Below are 25,944 nucleotides of genomic sequence, written 5' to 3'. Positions count from 1 at the left end.
GTCCTTCGCTTCGCTCAGGACGACAGAGGACTCAGTAGAAGATCCCCTGCTGCTCGACATCGAGCAGGATCTGCCCCACCGCCTCGAAGTGCTGGGCGCGAGACTGGATCTGTTGCGAGACGGTGTGCAGGTCGCGGTAGCGGCGCTCGAAGGCGCTGCCGAGGAAGATCGAGGTGGTGCCGGCGGCCTTGTAGCACCAGTCCGCCACCGACTCCGACGCGGCGATGGCATGGGCGCAGGCGAGCCGCACGCGGGCGCGGTCAGCCGTGTCGATCGGCTCGATGTCGTCGGCGCGGGCGTAGATGTCGCGCGTCGTCTCGACGAGATAGGCGCGCGCGGCGTCGAGCTCGGCCTGGGTGCGCGCCACCCTGTCCTGGATCACGTTGTTGTCGGCGAGGCGGCCGACAAAGCGCGGCGCCTTCTCCTTGGCCAGGGACACGAACGCCTCATGCATGGCGCGCGCCAGGCCCATGGCGACGCCGGCGACGCCGACGGCATAGAGCCCCTGCATGGTGAAGGCGTAGAGCGGGCCGCGCACCAGGCGCAGCGACGGGTCCTCGCGCGTGGTGCTGAAGGCCTCGGGCACGAAGACGTCGTCGACGGTGTAGGAGTCGGACGCCGTGCCGCGCAGGCCGATCACGTCCCAGGTGTGGATCAGCGTGGCCTGCGCCACGGGGAAGAGCAGGGTGCGGATGGTGGGCCGGCCCCAGCGATTGAGGCGCAGCGAGCCGTCGGGCTCGACCACCTGGCAGTGCGCGCCCATCCAGTTGGCCTGACGGCAGCCCGAGGAGAAGTCCCAGCGGCCCTTGACGATGTAGCCGCCCTCGACCGCCCGGGCGCGGCAGGCATTGGGCGGGCCCCACGAGACGACGGTGCGCGGGTCGCTGAAGATGGTGCGCGCGACGTCGGCTGCGAGGAACGGCGCGATCAGCGCGGAGCTGTTGGCGACGAAGAGGTTCCAGCCCACCGAGCCGTCATGCCTGGAGATCTCCTCGATGGTGTGGAGGTAGGTCCAGGGATCGACCTCGTCGCCGCCGCACATGCGCGGCAGCAGCATGCGCGGCAGGCGCGCGTCGTGGATCGCCGAGAGAAGCGGCTCGGGGATGCGCTGCGTGCGCTCGATCTCGTCGGCCGCCGCCTCGAGCTGCCGCGCCAGGGCGCGCGCCCCCCTGAGCGGGTCGATATCCCGAGGTGGCAGATCGTCCATGAGGTCTTCTCCTCAGCCGCCGGCCACACCCTGCGTGTTGACGTAGAGCGAGTAGAGGCTGTGGCTCGCCGCCATGAACAGGCGGTTGCGGTAGCGGCCGCCGAAGCACAGGTTGGCGCAGCGCTCGGGCAGGTCGATATGGCCGATCGGCTGGCCGGCCGGGCTGAAGACGCGCACGCCGTCGAGCTCGGCGCTGCCCATGCCCCAGCCGCACCAGAGATTGCCGTCGACATCGACACGGAAGCCGTCGGGCGAGCCGCCGGCGCCGGCGTCGATCAGCACCTTGCCCTTGCCCAGCCTGGTGCCGCCGCCGGTCACGTCGTAGGCGAGGATCTGGCGGTTGGGCTCGGCGCGCGAGGCCACGACATAGAGCGTCTTCTCGTCGGGCGAGAAGGCGAGACCATTGGGGCCGGGGATGTCGTCGGCCATCACCGCGAGCTTGCCGGTCTTGCCGTCGAGGCGATAGACGGCCGGCTTGTTCTCGGACTCGTCCTTGTGGCCCTCGTAGTAGCCCAGGATGCCGAACACCGGATCGCTGAACCAGACCGAGCCGTCGGACTTCACCACCACGTCGTTGGGCGAGTTCAGCTTCTTGCCGTTGTAGCTGTCGGCCAGCACGGTGATGGCGCCGTCGATCTCGGTGCGGGTGACGCGCCGCGCATCGTGCTCGCAGGTGACCAGCCGGCCCTGGCGGTCGCGCGTATTGCCGTTGGCGTTGTTGGAGGGCTTGCGGAAGTGGCTGACCTGGCCGGTCTCCTCGTCCCAGCGCAGGATGCGGTTGTTGGGGATGTCGCTCCACAGCAGGCAGCGCATGTCGCCGAGCCACACCGGGCCTTCGGACCAGCGGCATCCCGTGTAGAGGCGTTCGACCGAGGCCAGCGGCAGGCGGTACTTGGTGAACGCCGGATCGAGGATGCGTACCGCCGGATCAGGATAACGCTCGCTGGGCTGCCACATTTTCCGCTCCCCTTAAGATTTTCTAAGGCGATCCTAGGGTCTCTTCGTCATGGAAATCCAGCCCGCGCGGTCTATGATCCGCGCGTCGACACCACTGAACCAAGGAGGGGGTCATGTCACTGCAGATCGGCCAGAAGGCGCCGGACTTCACCGCCGAGACCACCGAGGGCAAGATCAGCTTCCACGACTGGATCGGCGATTCGTGGGCGGTGCTGTTCTCGCATCCCAAGGATTTCACGCCGGTATGCACCACCGAGCTCGGCTACATGGCGCGCCTGAAGCCGGAGTTCGACAAGCGCAACGTCAAGATCATCGGCCTCTCGGTCGATCCCGTCACCAACCACGCCAAGTGGGCCAAGGACATCGAGGAGACCCAGGGCACGGCGCCGAACTACCCGATGATCGGCGACACCGACCTGAAGGTCGCCAAGGCCTACAACATGCTGCCCTACGAGACGTCCGGCTCGTCCGAGGGCCGCACGGCGGCCGACAACGCCACGGTGCGCACGGTCTTCGTCATCGGCCCGGACAAGAACATCCGGCTGATGATCTCCTACCCGATGACCACCGGGCGCAACTTCGACGAGATCCTGCGCGTGATCGACTCGATGCAGCTCACGGCGAAGCACCGCGTGGCGACGCCGGTGAACTGGAAGAACGGCGAGGACGTGATCATCGTGCCGGCCGTCACCGACGAGGAAGCCACCGCGAAGTATCCGCAGGGCTTCAAGAAGCTGAAGCCATACCTGCGCACGGTGGCGCAGCCAAAGTAAGAGTCCGCTTCCACCCTACCTTCCCCCGGAGAGGGAAGGTGCCCGAAGGGCGGATGGGGGTTGTCGAAGACGGACTCCTGGGTTCGTCTTCGACATCCCCCATCCGTCAGCGCTTGCGCGCTGCCACCTTCCCCCTCCGGGGGAAGGTATTCCTACTTCTTCGGCTTATTGCCGTCCCGCGTCGCGCCCGAGGCGAGCATCGACTGGATGCGCTCCTCGGCGAAGCCGGCCTCGCGCAGCACCTCGACGCTGTGCTCGCCCAGGCGCGGCTGCAGGCGGCGGATCTCGGCCGGCGTGCGGCTGAACCTGGGCGGGATGCCGGGCACGCGGATCCTGCCCTCGCTGGGATGGTCGAGCTCCTGCCAGAAGCCGGTGGCGTTGAGCTGCTCGTCCTTCAGCAGATCCTCCAGCGTGTTGACCGGGCCGTGCGGCACGTTGCTGGTCTTCAAGAGCTCGACCCATTCGGCGTTGGTGCGCGTGGCGCAGATCTCGGCCAGGGTGGCGTAAACCACCTCGATGTTGGTCAGCCGCGTCGCCAGCGACTTGAAGCGTGCATCGGCCATGATGTCGTCGCGGCCGATCAGCTGGCAGAACTCGCGCCAGTGCTGGTCGGTGTAGGGCAGCAGCGCGAAGAAGCCGTCCTTGCTGGGGTAGGGGCGGCGCTCCTTGTTGAGCAGGCGGCGATAGCCCGCGCCCTCGACCGCCGGCATGAAGGTCTCGCCGTAGAGATGCTCGACCATGACGAACGAGACCAGGGTCTCGAACATCGGGACCTCGATCGACTGGCCCTTGCCCGATCTCTCGCGCTCGTACAGCGCGGCGAGCACGGCGGAGACCACGCCGTTGGAGCTGGTCTTGTCGGCGACGATGGTCGGCAGGAAGCGCGGCGCGCCGGCGACCACGGTCTGCAGCATGGCGAGACCCGAGCCGGCCTGGATGATGTCGTCGTAGGCCGCCTTGGCGCCCATCGGTCCGGCGGCGCGATAGCCGTAGGTCGCGAGATAGATCAGGCGCGGGTTGATCTTCTCGAACACCTCGTAGGGCACGCCCAGCCGCGCCGCCGGCTCGGGCCGGTAGTTGTGCATCAGCACGTCGGCGTCCTTCGCCAGGTCGAACAGCGCCTGCCGCCCGTCCGGCTTCTTCAGGTCGAGGATGATGCTGCGCTTGTTGCGGTTGCAGCCGAGATAGAAGGCCGCCATGTCGGGGTTGCGTTTGGGCCCGAGCTGGCGCGTGGTGTCGCCCTCCGGCGATTCGATCTTGATCACGTCGGCGCCGAGGTCGCCCAGCTGCTGCGCCGCCCACGGCCCGAGCACCACCGACGTGCAGTCCAGAATCTTCACACCCGCCAGCGGCCCGGCCATTCGCGTTTCCTCTCTTTGCGAGCGCCGGCGTCCCGCCGGCGCTTCGTTGGGCAGACCATTGACCAGCGCGCGACCGGAGGCAAGCCGGCCGGCCGCATCCCTGCGCTGCAGCATGAGGCACGGTAGCGAGGTGCGAAATTCCGGAGTAAGCAAGGCGGCCATGAGCGACCTTGCCGGCGGTATCCTGAAGTTGAAGAGTCCGTTCGCTGAAGCGGACAACGCGATGCTGTTCGATGTTCTGAAGGTGGCGGCCGATCGTGGCATCTGCGTCACCTTCGACGGCAACATCGTGCAGGGTTCGATCCATGAGATGATCGGTCTGCCGATCGAAGATGATGCCATTGCCTTCGCCCTGACCGCCTCGCCGCGAGAAAGTACGGCGGAAGAGCTGATCAAGCCCGATGGCTTCGTATTCCAGGGATCCGTGCGAGATGGAATCCTGCGACGCAACCTTGCGGCTATCCGCGACGTCGTGGCCGCAGCGTTCAGCAGCCGCAGGGTTTCGAGGGTTATGGTCGTCTTCTCGGCGGCCAGTCCTGGTCCCGATCCGTTTTACACGCAGGAGACAGACCTGGCAGGCTTCGTCGATGTCTGCATGCCGCATTTGTCGCCGGTTGAGGCGTTTGTGCCCAGCGTGCGCATATGGATCAGGGAGGCTTAGGCGACAACGGATGTCCGACTTGACGCGCCGACTGGACGCTGACGAGGACGTTGAACTCATTGCATCGCGCAGTCGTCGCCATCGGAGCACAGCGCAATCTCGACGCAACCAGTGAACAGCGGTGTCCGCGCGAAGTGACGGCTGATCGGTTGGCTGCTGCCTCGCCTCTGCTTCATACTGCGACGCGTCATGCCGAGCCAACTCCGACTGGAGCGCGATCAGCGTGATCGCGTGCGCCGCAATCGTCGACTGCGCACCTTGGGCTTTGTCCTGTCGCTGCTGGGCGCGATGAGCGTCGTCATCATCGAGATGGTGAACTGACCCTCACGCCGCCTTCGCCGCCTGCCGCATCATGTCGGCGGCCTTCTCGCCGATCATGATGCAGGCGGCGTTGGTGTTGCCGCTGACCAGGGTCGGCATGATCGAGGCGTCGGCCACCCGCAGGCCGGCGATGCCGTGCACCCTGAGCTGATCGTCGACCACCGCCTGCGGATCACTGCCCATCTTGCACGTGCCGATGGGGTGGAACACGGTCTGGCCGTTGATGCGCGCGAAATCGAGCCACTGCTCGTCGCTCCTGACCTCGGGGCCGGGCCGGAACTCGAAGGCGCGGTACTTGTCCATCTTGTGGTTGTCGATCACGCGGCGCGCGATCTTCATGCCGTCGACCAGGCACTGCCGATCGACCTCCTCGGCGAGGAAGTTCGGCCGGATCGACGGCGCGGCGAAGGGATCGTTCGACCGGGCGTGGATCGAGCCCTTCGATTCCGGTCGCAGCTGGCACACCGCCACCGTCATGCCCGGCTCCTTCTCGAGCCTGCGGTCGGCGACGTTGGGATAGCTGGCGTGCGCGAAATGGTACTGGATGTCGGGACCGGCCAGCTCGGGCCGCGTCTTGACGAAGCCGTGCACGATGCCGGCGGTCAGCGTGAGGATGCCGCGGCCCTGGATGTAGTATTTCAGCAGCTCGGTGAGGAAGCGCACGCCGCGCGTCTGCTCGTTGAGCGTGATCGGCAGCTTGACGCGCCAGGCCATGCGCGTGGCGTAGTGGTCGCGGTAGTTCTCGCCGACGCCGGGCAGCTCGTGATTGACGGCGATGCCGAGCTTCTTCAGCAGCTCGGGCTGGCCGATGCCGGAGATCTCGAGGATGTGCGGCGACTGCACCGCGCCGGCGCAGAGCACCACCTCGCCCGACGCGCGCGCCTCCCGGGTCTGGCCGTGCTGGCGATAGCGCACGCCGACGCAACGCTTGCCCTCGAGGATCAGGCCGCTGCACTGCGCGTCGGTCTCGATCTGCAGGTTGGGCCGGCCGCGCGCCGGGTCGAGGAAGGCGCGCGCGGTGGACCAGCGCCGGCCGTTCTTCTGCGTCACCTGGTAGTAGCCGAAGCCTTCCTGGTTGCCGTCGTTGTAGTCGACGGTGCGCGGATAGCCCTCGGCGACCCCGGCATCGATGAAGGCATCGAGGATTTCGTGCTTCTCGTACATGTCGGCGACGTTGAGCTCGCCGCCCTTGCCGCGGCTGCTATCGCCGCCGCGCTCGAAATGCTCGGAGCGCTTGAAGTAGGGCAGCACCGACTCATAGGACCAGCCGCGATTGCCGAGCTGCGACCAGGTATCGTAGTCGAGCGGCTGGCCGCGGACGTAGAGCATGCCGTTGATCGAGCTCGAGCCGCCCAGGGTCTTGCCGCGCGGAATCGGGATCACGCGGCCCTTGGTGTTCTCCTCCGGCTCGGTGGCGAAGTTCCAGTTGTAGACCTTGTGATTGAGCAGCTTGGAGAAGCCCACCGGGATCGGGATCCAGAAGCCGTCGTCCTTGCGGCCGGCCTCCAGCAGCAGCACCTTCCTGGTCGGATCCGCACTCAGCCGGTTGGCCAGCACGCAGCCCGCCGAACCCGCCCCGACAACGATGTAGTCATACGCCGACATAGCCCGTTTCCCTCCCGCCGCCCTTGTTTGGCTTCGCGACGAGGTACCTTTAGGACGGCGCGCGGTACGGCGCCAGCCCGTCGGCGGATATCAGCTGCGCACCCGTCGCACGAAGCGCGGCAGGAAGGCCATCAGCGCCAGCGCGCCCAGCGCCAGCAGCGCCCAGCGGATAGCGGACGCGTCGCCGGCCAGGGCTTCCTTGCCGGCATGGCCCAGCCAGGTATAGGCGGCCGATCCCGGAACCATGCAGACCAGTGTCGCCAGCAGGTACTGGGTGAAGCCGATGCGGGTCGTGCCGAGCGCATAGTTCAGGGCATTGAACGGCACGAAGGGGATCAGCCGGGTGACGGCGACGAAGCGCCAGCCCTCGGCCTCGACGCCGTCGATCAGCCGCCGGGTGATGCCGGCGCTCCTGCGCGCGACCAGGTCGGCGGCGACATGGCGGGCGATGAGGAAGGAGAGCGCCGCGCCGATCGACGCGCCCAGCACGTTCCACAGCGTGCCCCAGACCGGACCGAACAGGGCGCCGCCGCTCAGGGCGAAGATCACGCCCGGTACGAACAGGACCGTCGCGACTGCGAACGCCGCGATGTGCAGGAGAGGGCCGAACACGCCGGCCGATTCGACCAGCGCCTGCAGCCGCGCCGGCTCCAGCTGCTCGCGATGAAGGAACGCCAGCACCGCGGCGACCGCGATGGCGAGGAGCAGCGCCAGCCGGGAGATCGTCCTGCCGCTCATCGATCGCCGCTTGCCGGGGAGGGTGGGCCAACGACCTCGTGGAAGGGCTGTATCAGCATGCGGTCCAGCCGCTGCTCGCGTGGCGCGCTCAGATGCGCGACGCCGATGGCCATCGTCTCGTGACCGGCGGCGGGCTGCGCGCGGTAGGTGCCGAACAGCCGGTCCCACCATGGCATGTTGAAGCCGAAATTGCTGTTGGTCTCCTGCGGCAGCACCGAGTGGTGGACGCGATGCATGTCCGGCGTCACCACGATCCAGCGCAGGACGCGATCGAGCGCGACGGGCATGCGGATGTTGCCGTGATTGAACATCGCCGTGGCATTGAGCAGTATCTCGAAGATCAGCACGGCGGTGGCCGGCACGCCGAAGGCGGCGATCGCCGCCAGCTTGATGGCCATCGACAGCAGGATCTCGACAGGATGGAAGCGCGCGCCGGTGGTGACGTCGATGTCGAGGTCGGCGTGATGCATGCGATGCAGGCGCCACAGCGCCGGCACGGCATGGAACAGCACGTGTTGCAGGTAGACGACCAGGTCAAGCGCCAGCACGCCCAGCGCGATCGTCGCCCAGGACGGCGCCTCGAACAGGCCCAGCAGCCCCCAGCCGCGCTGCTCGCAGAGCAGGGCGAAGCCCACCGCAGAGGCCGGCAGGACGAGGCGCAGCAGCGCCGTGTTCAGCAGCACGATGGCGAGATTGGCCGGCCAGCGCGCGGCGCGCGGCAGGCTCAGCCGCCGGCGCGGCGCCAGCACCTCCCACAGCGCCATCAATGCCAGCACGCCGAGGAAGAAGGAGAGGCGGATGAAAGGCTCGCTGCCCATGACCGGTCTCTTGACTCCAATCATTCAATCAGTCAAGTGTATAATTGAATGATCAACCCGAAATCCGAAGTCTTCGCCCAGTTCGCCGAGATCGCCCGCGTGCTGGGCGAGGCCAACCGACTGGAATTGCTGGAGCACGCCGCACAGGGCGAGCGGCCGGTCGAGCGTCTGGCTGAGCTTTCCGGGCTCTCGGTCGCCAATGCCTCGCGCCACCTGCAGGTGCTCAGGCGCGCCGGGCTGCTGCGCGCACGGCGCGAGGGCAAGCAGGTGCTTTATCGGCTGGGCGACGGCCCGGTGCTCGAGCTGCTGCAGGCGCTGCGCCGCTACGCCGAGTTCGCCAGCGGCGAGATGCGCCGGGTGGTGGATGACTATTTCGCGCGCCTCGACGCGCTGGAGCCGGTGTCGCGGGCGGAGATCGCGCGGCGCGTGAAGGAGGGCGGCGTGCTGCTGCTCGACGTGCGGCCGGAGGACGAGTTCGCCCTGGGCCATCTGCCGGGCGCGCTGAACGTGCCGCTGGCGCAGCTTTCGCGGCGGCTGTCGAAGCTGCCCAAGACGCTGCAGATCGTCGCCTATTGCCGCGGGCCCTATTGCGTCCTGTCCTTCGAGGCGGTTGCGGCGCTGCGCGCCAAAGGCTACGACGCGCGGCGGCTGGAGGACGGCTATCCCGAGTGGAAGATGGCCGGCCTGCCGGTCGAGGCGGCTGCCGGCGGCTCCGGGTAGGCCGCCACCCGGGGGCGCGGCGCGATGCTCGAACTGGACATGGCCCTGCGCGGCGGCGCCGTCGGCCTGCTCGGCCTCGTGATGCTGCTCCTGCCGCGCGGCGCGCCGCGGGCGCCCGCGGCATGGATCGCCGCGGCCTATTCGCTCACCATCGCGGCCTATTGCGTCGTCTCGGCGCCGGGGCTGGGCCCGCGCTTCGGCCTCGCCCTGATGCCGCTGGCGATTCTCGCCCACAGTGCTCCTGTCGCCTTCTGGCTGATGGCACGCGCGTTCTTCGAGGATGGCTTCCGGCCGCGTGGCGTGCACGCCGCGATGATCGTCGGCTGGATCGTGGTCGCGCTGATCTACTGGCTGTTCCTGTGGCCGATGGGCAACCCGGTGCGGATGGCAGTCGATCTGGCGATCCATGCCGTCGCCGCCGGCTTCGTCGTGCTGTCGCTGCTCGCCGCCATCCGCGGCGCGCCCGCCGACCTGGTCGAGCGCCGCCGGCGGCTGCGGCCGGTGTTCGTCGCCATGTCGGGCCTCTACATGCTGGTGGTCCTGGTGCTGGAGGTGGCGATGCCCAAGGGGCCGGCGCCTGCGGCGCTGTCGGCGCTCAACGCCGCCGGCATCTTCGCGGTCGTCTTCGCCTTCAGTGCGGTGGTGCTCGGGCTGGGGGCCGCCGACCTCTTCGTCCAGGTGCCGCGCAACGCTGCGCAAGCGCCAGCCGAGCCGGCGATCGACGAGCCCCCGGCGCCTGCCGTTTCGGTCGACACCGCGCTGCTGGACAAGATCAGGACCGCGATGGAGCGCGACCGGCTCTACCGCGAGGAGGGGCTGACCATCGCTGTATTCGCCATGCGCCTGGGGGCGACGGAACACCGCGTGCGCCGGGCGATCAACGCCGGGCTGGGCCATCGCAACTTCAACATGTTCCTCAACGCCTACCGCATCGCCGACGCCCGGGCGGCGCTGGCCGATCCGAGCCAGGCCGAGGTGCCGGTGCTGACCATCGCCATGGACGCCGGCTTCGGCTCGCTGGGCCCGTTCAACCGCGCCTTCAAGGCCGAGACGGGGCTCACGCCGAGCGAGTTCCGGGCCCGCGCCGCCGCGACCTAGCGTTGGGCGCCGGCGCTCCCAAAGACGCCAAGCGCTTGCCACGGCATCGCGATTTCGGATTCGACAGGACCCTGCGACGAATCGGCTGGCCGCGATTCGCATCCGGCGAGCACGCGCGCGTGGCAACAGGGAGAAGGGGGCGTCCACAACACGGGAGCCCCGCTGATGTCCCTTGTCTCCTCGGCCCTGGAATTCTTCCTGCAGGCCTGGCCGGCCATGTTCCTGATCGACCTGCTGCGCTACGTGATCGCCGCCTCGGTCATGGCGCTCATCATCGTGGTGGTCGCGCGCCTGGGCTTCGGACCCGGGCCGATCCAGGCCAGGCTACCTAGCCGCGGCGACTACGGCCGCGAGATCGGCCTGTCGCTGCGCACCGTGCTGATCTTCTCGCTCAACGGCTTCGGCCTGTTCGCCGCGGTGCAGGCCGGCATCATCACCATTCCCCGCACGCTCGAGGCGGCCGGCGGCTGGGCGGCTATCGTCGCGACCTTCGCCGGTATCCTGCTGGCGCATGACGCGTGGTTCTACTGGACGCACCGCCTCCTGCACGGCCCGGCGATGTGGCGGCGCATGCACCGCGCGCACCACCGCTCGATCGCGCCGACGCCCTTCGCCGCCTATGCCTTCGACATCGGCGAGGCGGTCATCCAGGCGATCTTCCTGCCGCTGTTCCTGCTGGCTGTGCCGACCCACCCCGGCGTGATCTCGCTCTTCCTGCTGATCATGATCGTGCGCAACGTCATGGGCCACGCCGGCGTCGAGTTCCATCCGGCGATCTTCGCGCCGGGCCGCGCGCTGGGCTGGCTGACCACCACCACGCATCACGACCTCCACCACCAGACCGGCCGCTGGAATTTCGGCTTCTACTTCACCTTCTGGGACCGGCTGATGGGCACCGAGCACCCCGACTATGCGCAACGCTTCCTCGAAGCACGCCGTCGCCGGTTGCAGGCGCTGGGCGCGTAGGAGGGCGCGATGCATCGGGTTCTTCTGTCCGTCGCGACCGTGCTGGCGTTCGTCGGCTCGGCCTCGGCGCAACCGACGCCGATGGGCGATTGGCTCACGGCGGGCGCCTCGGCGGTGGTGCGGATCGCACCCTGCCCGTCGGACGAGGGCACGCTGTGCGGGCGCATCACCTGGCTGTGGGATCCGTCGACGAGCGCCGACACGCGCAATGCCGACCCGGCGCTGCGCTCGCGGCCGCTGGTCGGCCTGGAGATGCTGCAGGGCTTCCGTCCGGCCAGGCCGGGCGAATGGACCGGCGGCAGCATCTACAATCCCGAGGACGGCAACAGCTACAGCGCCAGCCTCAAGCTGCGCGACGCCACGACCCTCGATGTGCGCGGCTGCGTGCTGTTCATCTGCCGCTCGCAGGTCTGGCGCCGGCCATCGGCGTTGCCGCGCTGAGGCGAGCCCGGCCTGATGGCATCGCGTTTGCGTATGTCGGTCCTGCGGGCGCGTGCTTGCGCGCCGGTGCTGGTGGTCCTAGCGTACCGCCACCGAACCGACGGAGGATCGACATGCGATTCAGGGGGATGGTCGCCGGCTTATTGGCGACAAGCATGCTGGCGCTCGCCGCGCCGGCTCTGGCCGACAAGTCCAACGACACCTTGCGGATCCTGTTCCGCGACGCGGTGCCCAGCATCGACCCGTACTTCAACTCGCAGCGCACCGGCCTGATCCTCAGCCACCAGGCCTGGGACATGCTGGTGCATCGCGACCCGGTGAGCTTCGAGATCAAGCCGGCGCTGGCCACGGCGTGGAAGCTGGTCGACGACAAGACCCTGGAGTTCACCATCCGCGAGGGCGTGAAGTTCCATGACGGCAGCACGCTCTCGGCGGACGACGTCGTCTACACCATCAACCTCGCGTCCAATCCGGCGAGCAAGGTGGCGACGCCGAGCAACTACGCCTGGATCGACAAGGCCGAGAAGGTCGACGACAAGACCGTGCGCGTGCACATGAAGAAGCCGACGCCGGCGGCGCTGGAGTACTTCGCGCTGGTCGTGCCGATCCATCCCAAGGCCTATCGCGAGAAGGTCGGCTTCGAGGGCTTCTCCAAGGCGCCGGTCGGCGCCGGGCCGTACCGGATCGTCAGGCTCGAGCAGGGCAAGGAGGTCCATTTCGAGCGCTTCGCCGATTACTGGAAGGGCAGCCCCAAGGGCGTGCCGCGGATCGGCAAGCTGCACGTGCGCTTCGTGCCCGATTCGAGCACCGAGATGACCGAGCTGCTGGGCGGGCGCGCCGACTGGATCTGGAACATCAATCCCGACCAGTTCGCTGCCGTGAACCGCATGCCGACCCTGACGGCGATCCGCAAGGAGTCGATGCGCGTCGGCTACCTGTCGATCGACGCCGCCGGGCGCAGCGGCGCCGGCAACCCGCTGACCAACGTCAAGGTGCGCCAGGCGATCTGGCACGCCATCGACCGCCAGTCGATGGCCGACAAGCTGATCACCGGTGGCAGCCGCGTGCCGCAGGCACCGTGCTTCCCGAGCCAGTTCGGCTGCGACCAGGACGCGGCGGTGAAGTACGACTACAACCCGGCCAAGGCCAAGGAGCTGCTGAAGGAAGCGGGCTTCCCCGACGGCTTCGAGATCGAGCTGGTGACCTACGTGCAGCCCACGCAGTGGAGCGCCGCGATCCAGAACTATCTCCAGGCCGTGGGCATCCGCGCCAAGATCACCCAGCTGCAGGTCGCGGCGGCGATCCAGAAGTCGTGGCGCGGCGAGAACCCGCTTTATCACGGCAGCTGGGGCAGCTACTCGATCAACGACGTCTCGGCGATCATGCCGGTGATGTTCGGCGGCGGGAACGACGACTACACGCGCGATCCCGAGATGATCAAGCTGCTCGACCAGGGCGGCAGCACGTCGGATCCCGCGGTGCGCAAGAAGGCCTATTCGGCGGCGATCAAGCGCGCCACCGAGAACGCCTACTGGCTGCCGCTGTTCACCTACGTCAACACCTACGCCCACTCCAAGCAGCTCGACTTCACGCCCTACGCCGACGAGCTGCCGCGCTTCTACATGTACGGGTGGAAGTAGGCACGCCACCGTCGTCCTGAGCGAAGCGAAGGACCTCGCGGTACCGCGGTCACGTCCAGACAATGTGGCCGTTCACACCACCGAAAGGTCCTTCGCTGGCGCTCAGGACGACGGAGCCTTTCCGGGACGCAACCCCGCCAGCCGGTCTATCTCGCGCCAGAAGCCCTGGATCGTCTCCTCGACGATGCGCTGCACCGGCTTGATCTCGTGGATCAGCCCGGCGCTTTCGCCGGCCGCGCCCGAGGTGTTCTCGACATCGCCTTGGACGTAGAGCAGCTCGATGGTCGAGCTGCGCAGCGCGCGCTCGCGCGTGCCCTCGGCAACCGCGACGGAGTAGGGCGTCTTCAGGCCGCGCGAGCGGGCGCGCGGCGGATTGTCGGTCATGATCGTGCCGGTAATCGGCGCGTCGACGATCGCCTGCTTGTAGTTCACGTGCACCGGACTCTCGAACGAGGCGACGAAGCGCGTGCCCATGGTGACGCCCTCGGCCCCGAGCGCGAAGGCCGCGGCCATGCCGCGCCCGTCGACGATGCCGCCGGCGGCGACGATCGGCACGTCGACCGCCTCGCGCACCGCCTGCAGCAGCGCGAAGGTGTGCACCTCCTCGGGATTGCGGATGCCGGCGCTTTCCGCGCCTTCGACGATCAGACCGTCGACGCCTGAATCGACCGCCTTGATCGCGCCGCGCAAGGTGGCAGTGGCGTGGTAGACGATTACGCCGGCATCCTTCAGCCGCCTGGTGTAGCGCGTCGGATCGCCGGCCGAGGTGGTGGCGAAGTGGATGCCCTGGCCCAGCAGCCAGTCGATGATGGCGTCCTCCTCCTTGACGTCCATCTGCAGATATCGGATCGGCAGGTTGACGCCGAAGGGCGCGTTGGTCGCGGCGCGGACGGCGGCGAACTCGCTCTTGGTGACGTTCAGATCGCGGATCGAGTTCTCGAGCAGACCCATGGCGCCGGCCTTCGACACCGCCGTCACCAGCGGGGCGCGGGCGATCCAGGTCATCGGCGACTGGAATATCGGATAGCGCGAACGTGTATGGGCGGTGACCCGATTGCCTGTGAACATGGTGCCCGATCCGTCTTGCCCCTGAATTGTCGTATCATGGCGCTATGGAGGTGACAGCGTAGTCGGTCCAACAGCTTTCGCATCACGGTTCCCGATCACGGATGACTCATGCCGCTCACCTGGACGATCGACCACAAGGCGAAGACCATCGTGGCCACCGCCGCCGGGGCCATGACGCATCAGGAGGTCATGAGCTATCTTGACGGCCTGGTCGCCGAGGGCGCGGTCGGCTACCGCGCGATCTTCGACGCCCGTCGCGCTGCCGGGCTGAACATCCGCTCGGCCGAGCTTGCGGCGCAGGGCAGGCTGGTCGCCTCGCGCAAGCCCGACGGCTTCGACGGCGCGATCGCCCTGATCGTCACGTCCGAGGCCGAGCGCGAGATGGCCGACTACTTCTCCGAGTTTCTCAGCGGCGCGCGTCCCTGCCGCATCTTCCATGATATCGAGGCGGCGCGCGCCTGGTATGCCGAGCTCGACGCCGCGTCGCGGGGCTGAAGACGGTTCAGGTGGTCCTGCCAAGGGAGTTTGGCATGTCGCTGACATGGACGGTCGATCACGGGAAGCGGCTGGTCGTCACCGTCGTAAGCGGCGCGGTGAGCGGCGCCGACATCGAGCGCTGGATCGCCGAGCGCGAGAGCCAGGGGGCCGTCGGCTACCGGATTATCTTCGATGCGTCGGCGGCCAGGGGCGAGTTGAAGCCGGCGGAGCTGGCGGCGTTCAGCCGATTCGCCAGCGGGCAGAAGCCCGAGGGATTCGACGCCGCGCTGGCCTTGATCGCCAGCTCGGACGCGGAGCGCTACATGAGCGCGTACTTTGCCCGGCGCACCAATGCCGAGCGGCCCTGCCGCGTGTTCTCGAACGTGGAAGCGGCCTACGCCTGGTTCGCCGAGCTCGACGCGGCAATGCGTGACTGACACCCCGTTGCCGTTCTAGGTTGCCGGCTTCGCGAGAGAGGCCGGATACGACATGACATTGGCGATGGGTTGGGACGAGTGGGCGAGGTGCGATGCGACCGCCCTGGCGGAACTGGTGCGCGCGAAGAAGCTCAAGCCGGCCGAGCTGTCGGCGCAGGCCGCCGCCGCGATCGAGCGGACCAATCCGACGCTCGGCGCCGTGGTCGAGGTGTTCGACGACGTCGTCGCCGATCCGGCCCGGGACGGCGCCAACCTCGACGGCCCGTTCGCCGGCGTGCCCTACCTGATGAAGGACCTCGGCCCGACCCTGAAGGGGCGGCTGCAGGAGATGGGCTCCAAGCTGCTGCGCGGCAACCGTGCCGCCGCCGACACCTGGCTCACTGGCCGCATCCGCAACGCCGGCCTCAACATCATGGGCCGCACCACGACGCCGGAGTTCGGCTGCTGCTCCTCGGCTGAGAATCCCGAGATCTATGTCACGCGCAACCCCTGGGACACGGACTACACGACGCTCGGCTCGTCGGCCGGCACGGCGGCGATGGTCGCCTGCGGCGCGGTGCCGATCGCGCATGCCTCCGACGGCGGCGGCTCGATCCGCCTGCCGGCGGGCGCCAACGGCAATATCGGGCTCAAGCCCTCGCGCGGCGTGTTCTCGCTCTCGCCGATGGCCTCGGATCTCAGCGGCCTGGTCTCGACCCAGGGCGTCCAGACGCGCTCGGTGCGCGACACCGCGGTGTTTTTCGATGCCTGCCGCGGCGGCGCGCCGGGCGAGTTCATGCCGTTCTGGCAGCCGGCCGAGCCCTACGCCCAGCTGATCGGGCGCGATCCCGGCCGGCTGAAGATCGCGCTGTCGCACGAGTGGGGCGACTACAAGGCGATTCCGCATTTCGTGAAGGAGCTGGAGCGCATCGGCAGGTTTCTCGAGGGGCTGGGCCACACGGTCGACTGGGCGTTGCCGCAGGTCGACCTGCGCGCCGCCTTCCAGGCGCAGACCGCCTGCTACATCAGCAACTTCGCGCAGACCATCGCCAACCTGCTGGCGCCGCGCGGGCTCGACAAGCCGCCGCCGGATCTGGTCGAGCCGATCAACATCCGCATCTGGCAGGCCGGCATCGGCTTCAGCTACAGCGATCGCGCACGCATGCAGGCGGTGTTCAATACCACCTCGCGTGGCTTCGGCGCCTTCTTCGAGGATTGGGACATCATCCTCACGCCCGTGATGGCGCTGCCGACGCCGCGGGTGGGCACGAAGGAATACCTGACGATCAGCGACAATCCCTCGGTGCACGACTGGTTCGCCAATCTCTGGCGCATCTTCGCCTACACGCCGCTGGCCAATCTCTGCGGCATTCCCGGCATCTCCCTGCCGCTCGCCGCGCAGGAGAACGGCCTGCCGCTGGGCATCCAGGCACAGGCCAGGCAGGGCGCCGACGGCCTGCTGCTGCAGCTCGCCGCGCAGGTCGAGCGCGCCATCGGCGGCAAGTGGACCGACGGGCGGCTGCCGCCAGTGCACGTCGCGCACGGGTAGCTGAGATCCTGGGTGAGCTGGCTGCGCTCAACTCATTCAGTTTCCTTGCATCGCATTTCTTCACACGCTGGTTTAACGGTCTGTGTATGCAATCGTAAGTAAATCGTAAGCAGAAGGTGCGGGTATGTAAGAACACGAATTAAGCACAACACATGTCGCTAACGCTTTTTTATTTTGGCGGTCCGAGAGAAGGAATTATGGGACCGCGACCAATGCCAACCCTGTCGGTTCTGATCTGCACCCGCAATCGTCCCGCCAAGGTCTTGCGCGCGGTTGAAAGTGTTCTCCGAAATACTTTCACTGACTTTGAGCTCATCGTCGTCGACCAGACCGATGATGAATCGACCCGTGTTGCCCTGGCGATGATCAGAGACAGTCGGCTGCGCTACATCGGGACGCGCACCGTGGGCGTCGCGATCTCCCGGAACATCGCCATTCGCGCCGCCCGCGCCGATATCGTCGTCTTCACGGACGACGACTGCGTTTGCGATGCGGGATGGCTCGCCGCCATCCACGCCGAGTTCCGCATGGATCGTGCCGCGCTGGGCGTTTATGGCCGGGTGATCCCGTTCGGGTCGGCGGGCAGGAACGACTGGGATTGCCTCAGCCAGGCCGGCGACTTGATCTGTCCCGCCGTCAATCAATCGACCACCCGGCTGGTCGTGCAGTCGCCGGCCATCCCGCATCTCACGCTGGGCGCCGGCAACAACATGTCGTTCCGCAAGGAGGCCTTTCATCGGGTCGGCCTTTTCATGGAGTCGCTCGGGCCGGGATCCAGGATCGGCACCGGCGAGGATCTGGAGTTCACCTATCGGCTGTTGTGGCACCGCTGCCGTCTGGTGTACTCGCCGGATCCCTTGGTCGAGCACGACAACTGGCTGGACGCCGGCGCGTTCGCGCACATGATGAAGGTCGCGATTCGTGTTCAAGCCGCCGTGCTCGGTGCCTATGCCTTGCGGTTCGACACCGTCGCCATTGGGTATCTGATGCGCCTTGCCTGGTGGCTCGCCTGCAATCGGCTCGCCACCGGCTCCGCCGTTGCCGGGCTCGCCTGGTTTGCCTGGGGCCTGATGTCGGCGCCCCTGTATCGCGTCGCGCGGCCGCCACGTGCCCATCACTCAAAAGAAGAAGAAGTCCTGCGGCTGGCCCTGTAGCAGCGACGCGGTCAGCGTGCCGGTTTCGTCGTGCAGCCGGATCAGCTCGCCGCCGGGAGCCGTGATGTTCACGTCCCCGGCATTGGGCCCATCGGTCACGGCGCCACTTGCCAGGAACTGCTCCACGGTCATGCCGGGGAAGAGCTCCTGCTCCAGGCCGATCACGTCGTGCTGCGTTCCCGTGGCATCGAAGCTGAAGATGTCGGTCGTCGCGAAGCCCAGGTGGAAGCGGAACGTGTCCGATCCGCTCTCCGACACGAAGCTGTTGGGGGCGTCCTTCACGACGAGCGTGCTCGACACCAGGCTGATCGCGTTCCCGCTGAGCGGATCGATCGCCGCGGCGGTCAGCGCGAACAGGCCTGAGACGGATCCGCTGGCCAGGCCGGCCAGGGGTGTTTCTGCCGGCAGTGCCAAGGCCACGGTGGCGCTGCCACTGGCGTCCAGGGTGACATCGAAGAAGAGCGGATCCTGCAGGACGGTGTTGCCCTCGTGGCTCCCCAGTGGAATGTCCTGACCCACGCCGCCGATTTCGGCGAGGCTCAGCCGGATGGTCTGGCCGGCGCCGCCCTGGACGAGCACAAGGATGTCGTCGCCGGGGCTCCCCGCCAGATCGTTCAGTCCCGGCAGATTGGACTTGAGGATGCCGCCGACCTCGGCGGTGACCAGCGGTATATCGTCAAGTCCGGCGATCGCGAGGACGGGCGCCGCCGAGAGCTGCTGGAGCACGGTGGCGACGCCGCCACCGGCGCTGCCGTCGACGAAGACCTCGGCGGTATGCGTCGCGCCGCCGGCAAGGCCGATCGTGAGTGCCGCGCCGACATGCTCGAAGCCGGATATGGAGCCGGCCTCGTTCGGCCCGGGCGCCGGACCCTCGATGCTCGCGGGATCGGCATCGAGCCTGAATGAAAAGGTCTGTCCCGGCGCGAGGCCGCTGCCGTCGAAGGTCACGGTCAGGGTCTTGTATCCGCCTTCGGTGACAGGTGTGGGGCCGTAGCTCCAGCTCGCGCTGATCGACGTGTTGCCATAGGGCGTCAGATCGAGTGCCGTGGTGTCGCCGAACGTGCCGAATGGATCGAAGACGTTGCCGGCGATCAGGCTGTTGTGCAGGTCGATCGAGAAAGTGGTGATGGCGCTGTTGCCGGTGTTGGTGAGCTCGTAGCTCGGAATGTTGAATGTGCTGGCGTTGACGTCGGTGCCAGGCGTGATGAGCAGCTTCGCCAGCGCAGCCGGCGGTGTGACGCCATCGTCATTGAGGATGGTGCCTGAGGCGGAGGCGGTGGCGATGGTGGCGCCGGCGGGCTGGGAGAGGGTGACGGTGAAGCCTTCGTCGGGCTCGACGGTGGTGTCGCCGGCGACGTTGATGGTGAGCGTCTTGCTGGTCTCGCCGGCGGCGAAGGAGATGGTGCCGCTGGGCAGGACGCCGCCGGTGAAGTCGCTGGCGGTGGCGCCGTTGCCGCTGACGGTATAGATCGCCGAGGAGGTGCCGCTGGTGTCGCCGGCGCGGCTGACGGTGAAGGTGAAGGCGGTGCTGCCGGAGTTGCCCTCGGGCTTGCTGGCGCTGGCGGCGGCGATCGACAGGGTGGGGAGCGTCGGTGCGGCGCCGAGGCTGAAGATGGCGAAGCCGTTGAGCTTGGCGTTCTCGACGTTGCCGGGCGCGTCGCTGCCGGGGCCGACCTGGATGGAGAGCGAGCCGTCGCTGACGGTGATCTCCTGGCTGATGGTGAGGGCGGCGTTGGGTCCGACCTGGCTGTAGATGTCGATGTCCTGCAGGGGTGCGAGGGCCTGGCCTTCGAGGGCCATGTCGAAGACGCGCTGGCCGGAGCCGAAGATGCCGGAGTAGATCTCGGCGAGGTGCAGGTCGACGCGATAGGTGCCGTTGTCGACCGGGATCTCGTAGGTGTAGCTGCCGCCGGGCGTCCAGCGCTCGCTGCTGAACATGACATCGTCGGTGGTGCCGGCGATCGCCGAACCGGTGGTGAACACCTGGCTCTCCGCGCCGCCGCTCGTCGGGCCGGCGTCGGCCTCGTAGACGATGCCGCCGCTCGACGTGAATTGCCCGCCGCCGACGTTCACCGCCTTGATCAGCTGACTGGTGCCGCCGCTGGTGGTGATCAGGATGTCGTCGAAGGAGGCCTGGAAGCTGGTCTGGCTGCCTTCGCCGGTGTTGCTCGACCACAGGCCGATCGCCAGGCCGCTGGCCTGACCCTGAACGCTGTAGCTGCCGTCGATGGCGGCAAGGATCGACGTGCCCTGCAGGTTGATCGGCGCGCCGCTCACCGTGATGGGCCCGCTGCTGCTGGCATAGGTGATCGATGGCACCGCCTGCGATATGGCGCGATCCACAGCGAGATTGAAGATGATGCTGCTGCCGGACGGCGCGGTAAGCAGTCCGCTGCCGGCCAACGACTGGCTCGAGAGCACAACGCCGTTGCTTTCCAGCTCGAACAGGATGTTGCCCGAGCCATTCGGCCCGGCGACAACCTTGATGAAGTTGTCCTGATCGCCGGTGCCGATGAAGCCGCCGATCTGCCGCACCGTCGGGCTGTCTGCCAGGCCCGGGAACGGGTTGATGGCGGTCCACTTGATGTCGAAGGCTTCGATATCCGGCGACAGCGCGACGCCGGTCTGGAAGACGAACTCGCCGGTGTTGGTCGATCCGGACGCCGTACCGGTCGAGACGTTCTCGATCACGACCAGGCCGCCGCCGGCCGCGGTTCCGATCTTGACGTTGTTGAGGTCCAGGCCGCCTTCCTCGACCGGCGCCACGAAATCGCGCGTGCCATTGGTCATGTGCCCGGTAAGTCCAAGGAACAGGCCGGACGGGCCAGGTGCGGTGTCGCCGGCGCCGAACTGGAAGTTCCAGTTATAGCTGCTGTTGGCCGCGAGGAACGTGCCGAGCCCGTTGGCCGCGTCGGCCTGGAACGGATCGACCACGTTCAACAGGCCATCGCCGTCGATGTCGGGATTGCTGGTCGATCCTTCACTGGAGGGCACAAGGGCGATGACAGCGCCGGCGCCGATCTGGGCAACCCAGATCGTGCCATCGGGACCCTGCGTCACATCAAGCGGGATGCCGCCCGGCGTCGCGAGGTTTATCACGCCCGTCACCGTCACGCCGTCGGCGGCCAGCTGGATCAGCTTCACCGTGCCGTCGAAGGACGCCGTGACGAGGTCGCCGGTGATCTCGCCGCCGAACGCCGTGGCCGTGTACTCCATCAGGCCATTGGTCGACGCGCCGAACTGCGCCAGGCCCAGCACGCCGACGCTGAACTGCCCTTCCTGGGACAGGCGTGAGCTGTCTGCCGTGAACTTGCTCGGATCGATGACGTAGCCCGGCGCGATGTCGACGCCATCGGGTACCGCTTCCCAGGCAACCGGCACGGTACCGTGTACCTGCGGCTCGAGGCCGTCGGTGTAGCCGTAGATCGTGCCGGACTGGTTGGCGCGGATCGGAGCGGGGTGACCGTAGTAGCCGCCATCTTCCAGGAGATAGAGATAGTCGAGGCTGCCCAGGCCACCGTTGTTGACCTCGTTGGTCGGCAGCCCGTCGGAGTCGAACAGCGGCGTACCGCCAAGATCGGCGTTGGCGCCGTTGTCGATGGTGAAGACCTGACCCGACTGGGTGATGACGACGTCGTAGGTGTTCCTCAGGCCGGTCGCGAAGATCCTCAGCGGCGCGTCCGCCGGCAGAACGGCCATGTTCAATCCATCGCGGCCGCCGAATGGGCCGTCGATATCCATGCCCGAAGCGGTCTCGTTGCCCGGAAGCCCGTCATTGGGAACGTTGGGATCGTCGAGCGTCGGCAAGTCGTAGCGGTAGACGCTCGTGACGCCTGACGCGTAGGTGTGGAGCTTGTCCGGCATCGCGGCCAACGCCGCGAGGTCGATCTCGAGGATCGTGCCCGCGAGCGCGTATTCGGGCGTGTTGGCGAAAAAATGCGACGGCGCGCCATTGTTGGTGTTGCCGCCCTGGGTCAGATAGAGCGTGGTCCCGTCCTCGCTCAGCGCCATTCCGTTGGCCGAATGATTCTCCTCCGACCTCGGCAGGCCGCGTATCAGATCCACCTTGTCCCAGCTGGTGCCGTTCCAGGTCAGCTGCGACAGGATTCCCGAATTGGTGTCCAGGTTCAAATCCGTGAAGTTGGCGATGCGTGGATCGCTCGAAGTCACATACAGGACGGGATTGGTCGACGTTCCGGCAACCAGCACACCGGTCACCTGTCGATCGACGATCGAGGCGTTCAGCGTGCCGTCGTCATTGTGATTGGGGATATTTCGGATGAGATCGATCGTCTCGTCGAGCGTCGCCGTCCAGATCCCGGACGATGATTGGGAGACTGTGTAGACCTGGATGAGCCCGTTCTGCTGGCTGACGTACAGCCGCTCGTCGGGGCCGAACTGCAGCGAGGTGGGATTAGCCAGCCCGTCGATCACCTGCTGGGTGGAGAACGCGAAGGCCATGGCTGTCGTCCTTTTTATCGGAGAGCTGCATAGCTAATTCACGCTCGAGTACGATCGAAGTGATCAATCGGTGACACGAGGACTGCAAGCTTCTGGATCCAGCGTAGGCGTCGTTGCTGCGGAACACTTGCCAAGCGACGCCACGACTTTGTCACTGGTGGTCGGATGGCGTCGCCCGACAATGGGGTGATGACCACCGGCATCGCGGGCGCGACGGAGACGGCTGCCGATGCCGGACGTCGTCGCATCGCCACGAACTTCGTCACATTGGCGCTCACCAGCCTTCTGGGCCTGCTGGTAACGATCCTCATCAGCGTCTACGTGCGGCGCATCCTCGGTCCGGTCGCAGTGGGGCAGGCGAGCTGGGCGCTGGCGGCGATCGGCTATCTCACCGTCGCGGTATGCCCGGCACTGACGATTGTGGCGCAGCGCGAGCTCGCGCGCATGCCGAAGCTGACCCCGCAGCGCCTCGCCCTTGTCCTCACCCTGCAAACCATGCTGGCAGTCGCCGTCTACGGTGCGCTGCTGGTCCTTGCTGCGTTCGAGCCGCGCGGCAAGGTCGTCAGCGTTCTGCTGGTCATCTATGGCGTGACGCTGTTCTCCTTCGCCTGGAACACGGGATGGGTGCTGCAGGCTCACGAGCGAATGGTCGCGCCCAGCATAGCCGGCCTGGTCATCAACGCCCTGCAGCTGCCGGCCCTGGCGCTTCTCGTCTACGGGCCCGGAGATCTATACCTCTATGCGGCGCTGTCGCTGCCCTTTGCGTTTGCCGGCGTCCTTTTCAACCTCTGGTACATCGCCCGTCGAGGCCTGGCGCGGTTATGGCAGCTGCGACCCACGCTGTCCGGCACGGGTGGCCTGTTCCGGGAAGCATGGCCTCTGGCATTGGCGCAGGGTGCCGCCATGATTGCGATGCACAGCGGCACCATCATCCTCGGCTTCACGCACGGCGACGCTCCCGTGGGCCAGTTCACGACGGCCTATCGGCTGATGCTGGTCGCGGCCGTGATCACGGCGGCGCTGTGGAATGCCTATTTCCCGGCGTTTGCGCGCACGCTCGAGCGGCGCGATGAAGCGATTGCCCTGTCGCGCGAGTACCTCGCACTGCTGGCGTGGATGGGTCTGCCGATGGCGGCGCTGGGATGGGCGCTCGGCCGGCACGTCGTCGGGCTGCTGTACGGCCCGCAGTTCGGCCCCAGCGGCCATTACTTCGAATGGCTCTGCATCACCATCGGACTCACCTTCCTGAACTATGGCGTGGTCGCCACCCTCGTGCCGTGGGGATACGGGGGGCTGCAACTCAAGATTGCCGGCACCGCTGCGATCCTGAATCTTTGTGTCTGCGCCCTCGCGATCCCGCTCTACGGGCCTTGGGGCGCGGTTGCCGCGACGATCAGCTCGGAACTGCTGGTGGTGATCGTCGGACTTCTCGCGCGACGCCGCCTGCGCCTGCACTGGCACCCCGTCCTGCCCGTGGTTGGTCCGCCACTCGTTTGCTCGGCGGCCGTGGCCATGATCCTGGTATCCCTGCCCGGCTGGCTCGACAGGCTATGGTGGTTGCAGCTTCTCATCGGCGCGGCGGTGCTTGCGGGATGCTTCGCGGCGTTTGAGCAGCGCGCCCTTCGGCGCCTGCTGCGCAGCTTCGCTTAGGCGCGCAGTCAGGGCCTCTTGCCATTGTTCTTGGGCTCCGCGCGGGCAGTCGGCATGAACCCATCTGCAGATCCGAGAGCGCCTTCGGCTTCGACAATGGCGGCGCTCTCGACGATGATGGGACAGTCACACCGCGGGCAGTGAAACTCTGGATTCTTCTTCAGCCAGACCAGAGGCTGCTCGAATTTGTGGCGGCAGCGCCGACAGCTGATTGCGAGCGATGGCGTGCTGGGTTTGGTCGCCATGTTTCAAACCCCTTGGGCAGAGTGGCGCCGACGCTGTTTCATCTCGTTCTTCACGTGGGCGATCGCCCTGGCGAGCTGTGCCTGCGAATAGGGCTTGGCCAGGACCTCGTACCGGACGTCTCCGTCGGTGAAGTCGCCGGTGCGAGCATGGCCTGACGTCAGCAGAACCGGCAGATCGGGCCAGCGCTGCGAGACGATACTCGCGAGTTCGTCGCCCTGCAGTCCCGGCATCCGCACGTCGCTGACGATGAGCTGGATGTCGCTGCCGCTCCGCTCAAGCAATTCCAACGCCGAGCGGGCATCCGCGAGCTCGACGACGCTGAAGCCCAGGTGCTCGAGCGACTGCGCAGCGATTCGGCGCACGAAATCGTCGTCGTCTACCAGGAGGACGCGCGATGCCTTGCGATGGCGTGCGTTCATGGGACGCCACCTGCTCGTTCGAGTGGTTGTCGAGTTCACTGAGCCGAATAGCCCGTTGAACGGCTCGCTTCGGCGCAAGTTGCCGTGACGAGGAAATATTTACGAGACGGGCAGGCGCGGAGGCCTGGGCGGACGCGATCGGCCGCCTCGGCCGCGACCTCAGTTCGGCGTCCGCTGCGGGCGCAGGACGTTGGCGAAGATCAGCTCTTCGTTGCCGGTATTGATTGGCGCGAGGTCGGTGTCGACGAACGGCACGCCGTGATCGAACGACACCGCGCCACACTCGGGCGCTTCCTTCACCAGCTGGCAGGAGGTGAAAATGGCGCCGACATCCACGTCTGCCGTTTTCGTGAACTGCGGCTGGCCGCTGGCCCAGAAGGCGATGGATGTGTCGTTGATGAACGGCCCGGGGTCGATGAACTCGGGCGGACCCGTGTCGTCCCTGAAGGGCGAGCCGCCGAGCAGGCTTCCGCCAGGGCTGAGCGTGATGCCGAATCCCGTCACCACGCCGTTGAGGTACAGGTCGGATTCGGGGCCCAGCGTCGTCAGGCTGATACTCGAGAACGGACCGGAAGTCAGGCCGTCGCTGGTGACCACCATCGTCGTGCTGCTGACGATCGCGATCGAGCCGCCCGCCGTGCCGCTCACGTTCGAGATCAGGTTGTCGGGATTGGTCAGCGCGACCAGGCCGCCCATCGCGAACGTCACGGTAAAGGCGCTGATGGGTGCGGTCTGGGTGAGCTGACCGCCGCTGGAGATGAAGGTGAGCGTGTCGAAGCCCGATAGCGCCCCGTTCACCGCGATGTTGCCCAGCGCCCTCAGCGTCAGGCTGGTGAACGAATTGTTGACGACGCTGTCGAGGATCGTGATGGTGCCGCCGCCCGAGCCGGGACCGCCGGTCGCGTCGATGATGACATCCGCCGTCGACAAGAGCCCCAGAAGCGTCGCGACGCTGATGTTCGAGGCGTCCGCGGTGCCGGTGATCGTGTCGCCCGACACGTCGATATTGCTGTCGGGATTGTTGCTGATGGTGATGTCGCTGGGATCGAGCAGCAGCGTGCCGATCTGGAAGCCGTCCGCAGCGCGCAGGTCGACCGTGCCGTGGAAGCTGAGATAGACCTTGCCGGAGACCTCGGCGAAGCCGCCGTTGCCGCCCTCGGCGCCGCCCGTGGCCGAGATCGCGCCGGCGAACACGGTG

General features: G+C 67.2%; 23 protein-coding genes. 12 read left to right on the top strand and 11 right to left on the bottom strand.

Annotated elements, in window-relative coordinates; all coding sequences use genetic code 11:
* Nucleotides 1-31 precede the first annotated feature (31 nt).
* Together KF889_27655 and KF889_27650 are read right to left on the bottom strand one after the other, a co-directional pair.
* Nucleotides 32-1,207, bottom strand: coding sequence for an acyl-CoA dehydrogenase family protein (locus KF889_27655; GenBank protein ID MBX3503237.1), 1,176 nt, complete (start codon nucleotides 1,205-1,207; stop codon nucleotides 32-34).
* Between the two features lie 12 nt (nucleotides 1,208-1,219).
* Nucleotides 1,220-2,164: an SMP-30/gluconolactonase/LRE family protein gene (locus KF889_27650; GenBank protein ID MBX3503236.1), complete on the bottom strand. Its 945-nt coding sequence runs from the start codon at nucleotides 2,162-2,164 to the stop codon at nucleotides 1,220-1,222.
* Between the two features lie 113 nt (nucleotides 2,165-2,277).
* On the opposite strand from KF889_27650, the gene KF889_27645 reads away from it, so the two are divergent.
* Complete coding sequence (locus tag KF889_27645) at nucleotides 2,278-2,937, top strand: peroxiredoxin (GenBank protein MBX3503235.1); 660 nt, start codon at nucleotides 2,278-2,280, stop codon at nucleotides 2,935-2,937.
* Between the two features lie 152 nt (nucleotides 2,938-3,089).
* On the opposite strand, the gene KF889_27640 is transcribed toward KF889_27645, so the two are convergent.
* Nucleotides 3,090-4,298, bottom strand: coding sequence for a CoA transferase (locus KF889_27640; GenBank protein ID MBX3503234.1), 1,209 nt, complete (start codon nucleotides 4,296-4,298; stop codon nucleotides 3,090-3,092).
* A 160-nt stretch (nucleotides 4,299-4,458) separates the two neighbouring features.
* Between KF889_27640 and KF889_27635 the strand changes: the two genes are divergently transcribed.
* Nucleotides 4,459-4,959, top strand: coding sequence for a hypothetical protein (locus KF889_27635; protein ID MBX3503233.1), 501 nt, complete (start codon nucleotides 4,459-4,461; stop codon nucleotides 4,957-4,959).
* Between the two features lie 324 nt (nucleotides 4,960-5,283).
* Here the strand turns inward: KF889_27635 and KF889_27630 are convergent, their stop codons facing one another.
* The 3 genes from KF889_27630 to KF889_27620 all read right to left on the bottom strand — a co-directional run bounded on the left by KF889_27630 (nucleotide 5,284) and on the right by KF889_27620 (nucleotide 8,465).
* Entirely contained in the window at nucleotides 5,284-6,885 is a 1,602-nt protein-coding gene (locus KF889_27630; GenBank protein MBX3503232.1) for a choline dehydrogenase, read from the bottom strand.
* 90 nt (nucleotides 6,886-6,975) lie between these two features.
* Nucleotides 6,976-7,623 (bottom strand): TVP38/TMEM64 family protein, encoded by a 648-nt coding sequence (locus KF889_27625; protein ID MBX3503231.1) that lies wholly within the window; start codon nucleotides 7,621-7,623, stop codon nucleotides 6,976-6,978.
* Nucleotides 7,620-8,465: a sterol desaturase family protein gene (locus tag KF889_27620; protein ID MBX3503230.1), complete on the bottom strand. Its 846-nt coding sequence runs from the start codon at nucleotides 8,463-8,465 to the stop codon at nucleotides 7,620-7,622. Before KF889_27620 ends, KF889_27625 begins: the two co-directional genes overlap by 4 nt.
* Nucleotides 8,466-8,489: 24 nt before the next feature.
* Here KF889_27620 and KF889_27615 point away from each other — a divergent pair, with 24 nt between their 5' ends.
* The 5 genes from KF889_27615 (at nucleotide 8,490) to KF889_27595 (ending at nucleotide 13,306) form a co-directional block, all read left to right on the top strand.
* Nucleotides 8,490-9,161 carry a metalloregulator ArsR/SmtB family transcription factor gene (locus KF889_27615; GenBank protein MBX3503229.1) on the top strand — a complete coding sequence of 224 codons (672 nt, stop codon included), beginning with the start codon at nucleotides 8,490-8,492 and terminating at the stop codon, nucleotides 9,159-9,161.
* Between the two features lie 24 nt (nucleotides 9,162-9,185).
* On the top strand, nucleotides 9,186-10,259 hold the full coding sequence (locus KF889_27610) for a helix-turn-helix transcriptional regulator (protein MBX3503228.1): 1,074 nt from the start codon (nucleotides 9,186-9,188) through the stop codon (nucleotides 10,257-10,259).
* A gap of 165 nt (nucleotides 10,260-10,424) precedes the next feature.
* Nucleotides 10,425-11,225, top strand: a complete 801-nt coding sequence (locus tag KF889_27605; protein ID MBX3503227.1) for a sterol desaturase family protein — start codon at nucleotides 10,425-10,427, stop codon at nucleotides 11,223-11,225.
* A 9-nt stretch (nucleotides 11,226-11,234) separates the two neighbouring features.
* A complete protein-coding gene (locus KF889_27600; GenBank protein MBX3503226.1) occupies nucleotides 11,235-11,666 on the top strand; it encodes a DUF2147 domain-containing protein in 432 nt (143 codons plus the stop codon).
* A gap of 155 nt (nucleotides 11,667-11,821) precedes the next feature.
* Complete coding sequence (locus KF889_27595; GenBank protein MBX3503225.1) at nucleotides 11,822-13,306, top strand: ABC transporter substrate-binding protein; 1,485 nt, start codon at nucleotides 11,822-11,824, stop codon at nucleotides 13,304-13,306.
* Between the two features lie 102 nt (nucleotides 13,307-13,408).
* On the opposite strand, the gene KF889_27590 is transcribed toward KF889_27595, so the two are convergent.
* Nucleotides 13,409-14,374, bottom strand: a complete 966-nt coding sequence (locus KF889_27590) for a nitronate monooxygenase (protein MBX3503224.1) — start codon at nucleotides 14,372-14,374, stop codon at nucleotides 13,409-13,411.
* A 108-nt stretch (nucleotides 14,375-14,482) separates the two neighbouring features.
* On the opposite strand from KF889_27590, the gene KF889_27585 reads away from it, so the two are divergent.
* The 4 genes from KF889_27585 (at nucleotide 14,483) to KF889_27570 (ending at nucleotide 17,970) form a co-directional block, all read left to right on the top strand.
* A complete protein-coding gene (locus tag KF889_27585) occupies nucleotides 14,483-14,869 on the top strand; it encodes a hypothetical protein (GenBank protein ID MBX3503223.1) in 387 nt (128 codons plus the stop codon).
* A gap of 35 nt (nucleotides 14,870-14,904) precedes the next feature.
* On the top strand, nucleotides 14,905-15,288 hold the full coding sequence (locus KF889_27580; protein MBX3503222.1) for a hypothetical protein: 384 nt from the start codon (nucleotides 14,905-14,907) through the stop codon (nucleotides 15,286-15,288).
* 52 nt (nucleotides 15,289-15,340) lie between these two features.
* Entirely contained in the window at nucleotides 15,341-16,816 is a 1,476-nt protein-coding gene (locus KF889_27575) for an amidase (protein ID MBX3503221.1), read from the top strand.
* A 212-nt stretch (nucleotides 16,817-17,028) separates the two neighbouring features.
* On the top strand, nucleotides 17,029-17,970 hold the full coding sequence (locus KF889_27570) for a glycosyltransferase family 2 protein (GenBank protein ID MBX3503220.1): 942 nt from the start codon (nucleotides 17,029-17,031) through the stop codon (nucleotides 17,968-17,970).
* Here the strand turns inward: KF889_27570 and KF889_27565 are convergent.
* Nucleotides 17,935-22,431 carry a hypothetical protein gene (locus KF889_27565; GenBank protein ID MBX3503219.1) on the bottom strand — a complete coding sequence of 1,499 codons (4,497 nt, stop codon included), beginning with the start codon at nucleotides 22,429-22,431 and terminating at the stop codon, nucleotides 17,935-17,937. The two genes, KF889_27570 and KF889_27565, sit on opposite strands and share 36 nt — an antisense overlap.
* Nucleotides 22,432-22,620: 189 nt before the next feature.
* On the opposite strand from KF889_27565, the gene KF889_27560 reads away from it, so the two are divergent.
* Nucleotides 22,621-24,081 carry an oligosaccharide flippase family protein gene (locus KF889_27560; protein ID MBX3503218.1) on the top strand — a complete coding sequence of 487 codons (1,461 nt, stop codon included), beginning with the start codon at nucleotides 22,621-22,623 and terminating at the stop codon, nucleotides 24,079-24,081.
* Between the two features lie 8 nt (nucleotides 24,082-24,089).
* Here the strand turns inward: KF889_27560 and KF889_27555 are convergent, their stop codons facing one another.
* The 3 genes from KF889_27555 to KF889_27545 all read right to left on the bottom strand — a co-directional run.
* Nucleotides 24,090-24,326 carry a hypothetical protein gene (locus KF889_27555; protein ID MBX3503217.1) on the bottom strand — a complete coding sequence of 79 codons (237 nt, stop codon included), beginning with the start codon at nucleotides 24,324-24,326 and terminating at the stop codon, nucleotides 24,090-24,092.
* Between the two features lie 3 nt (nucleotides 24,327-24,329).
* Nucleotides 24,330-24,746, bottom strand: a complete 417-nt coding sequence (locus tag KF889_27550; protein MBX3503216.1) for a response regulator — start codon at nucleotides 24,744-24,746, stop codon at nucleotides 24,330-24,332.
* Nucleotides 24,747-24,905: 159 nt separating this feature from the next.
* A partial coding sequence (locus KF889_27545; protein ID MBX3503215.1) for a hypothetical protein occupies nucleotides 24,906-25,944 on the bottom strand: 1,039 nt, incomplete at its 5' end.

This window comes from Alphaproteobacteria bacterium, assembly GCA_019635875.1.
GTDB lineage: Bacteria > Pseudomonadota > Alphaproteobacteria > Reyranellales > Reyranellaceae > JAFAZJ01.
This window is presented reverse-complemented; position numbering and strand designations above follow the sequence as displayed.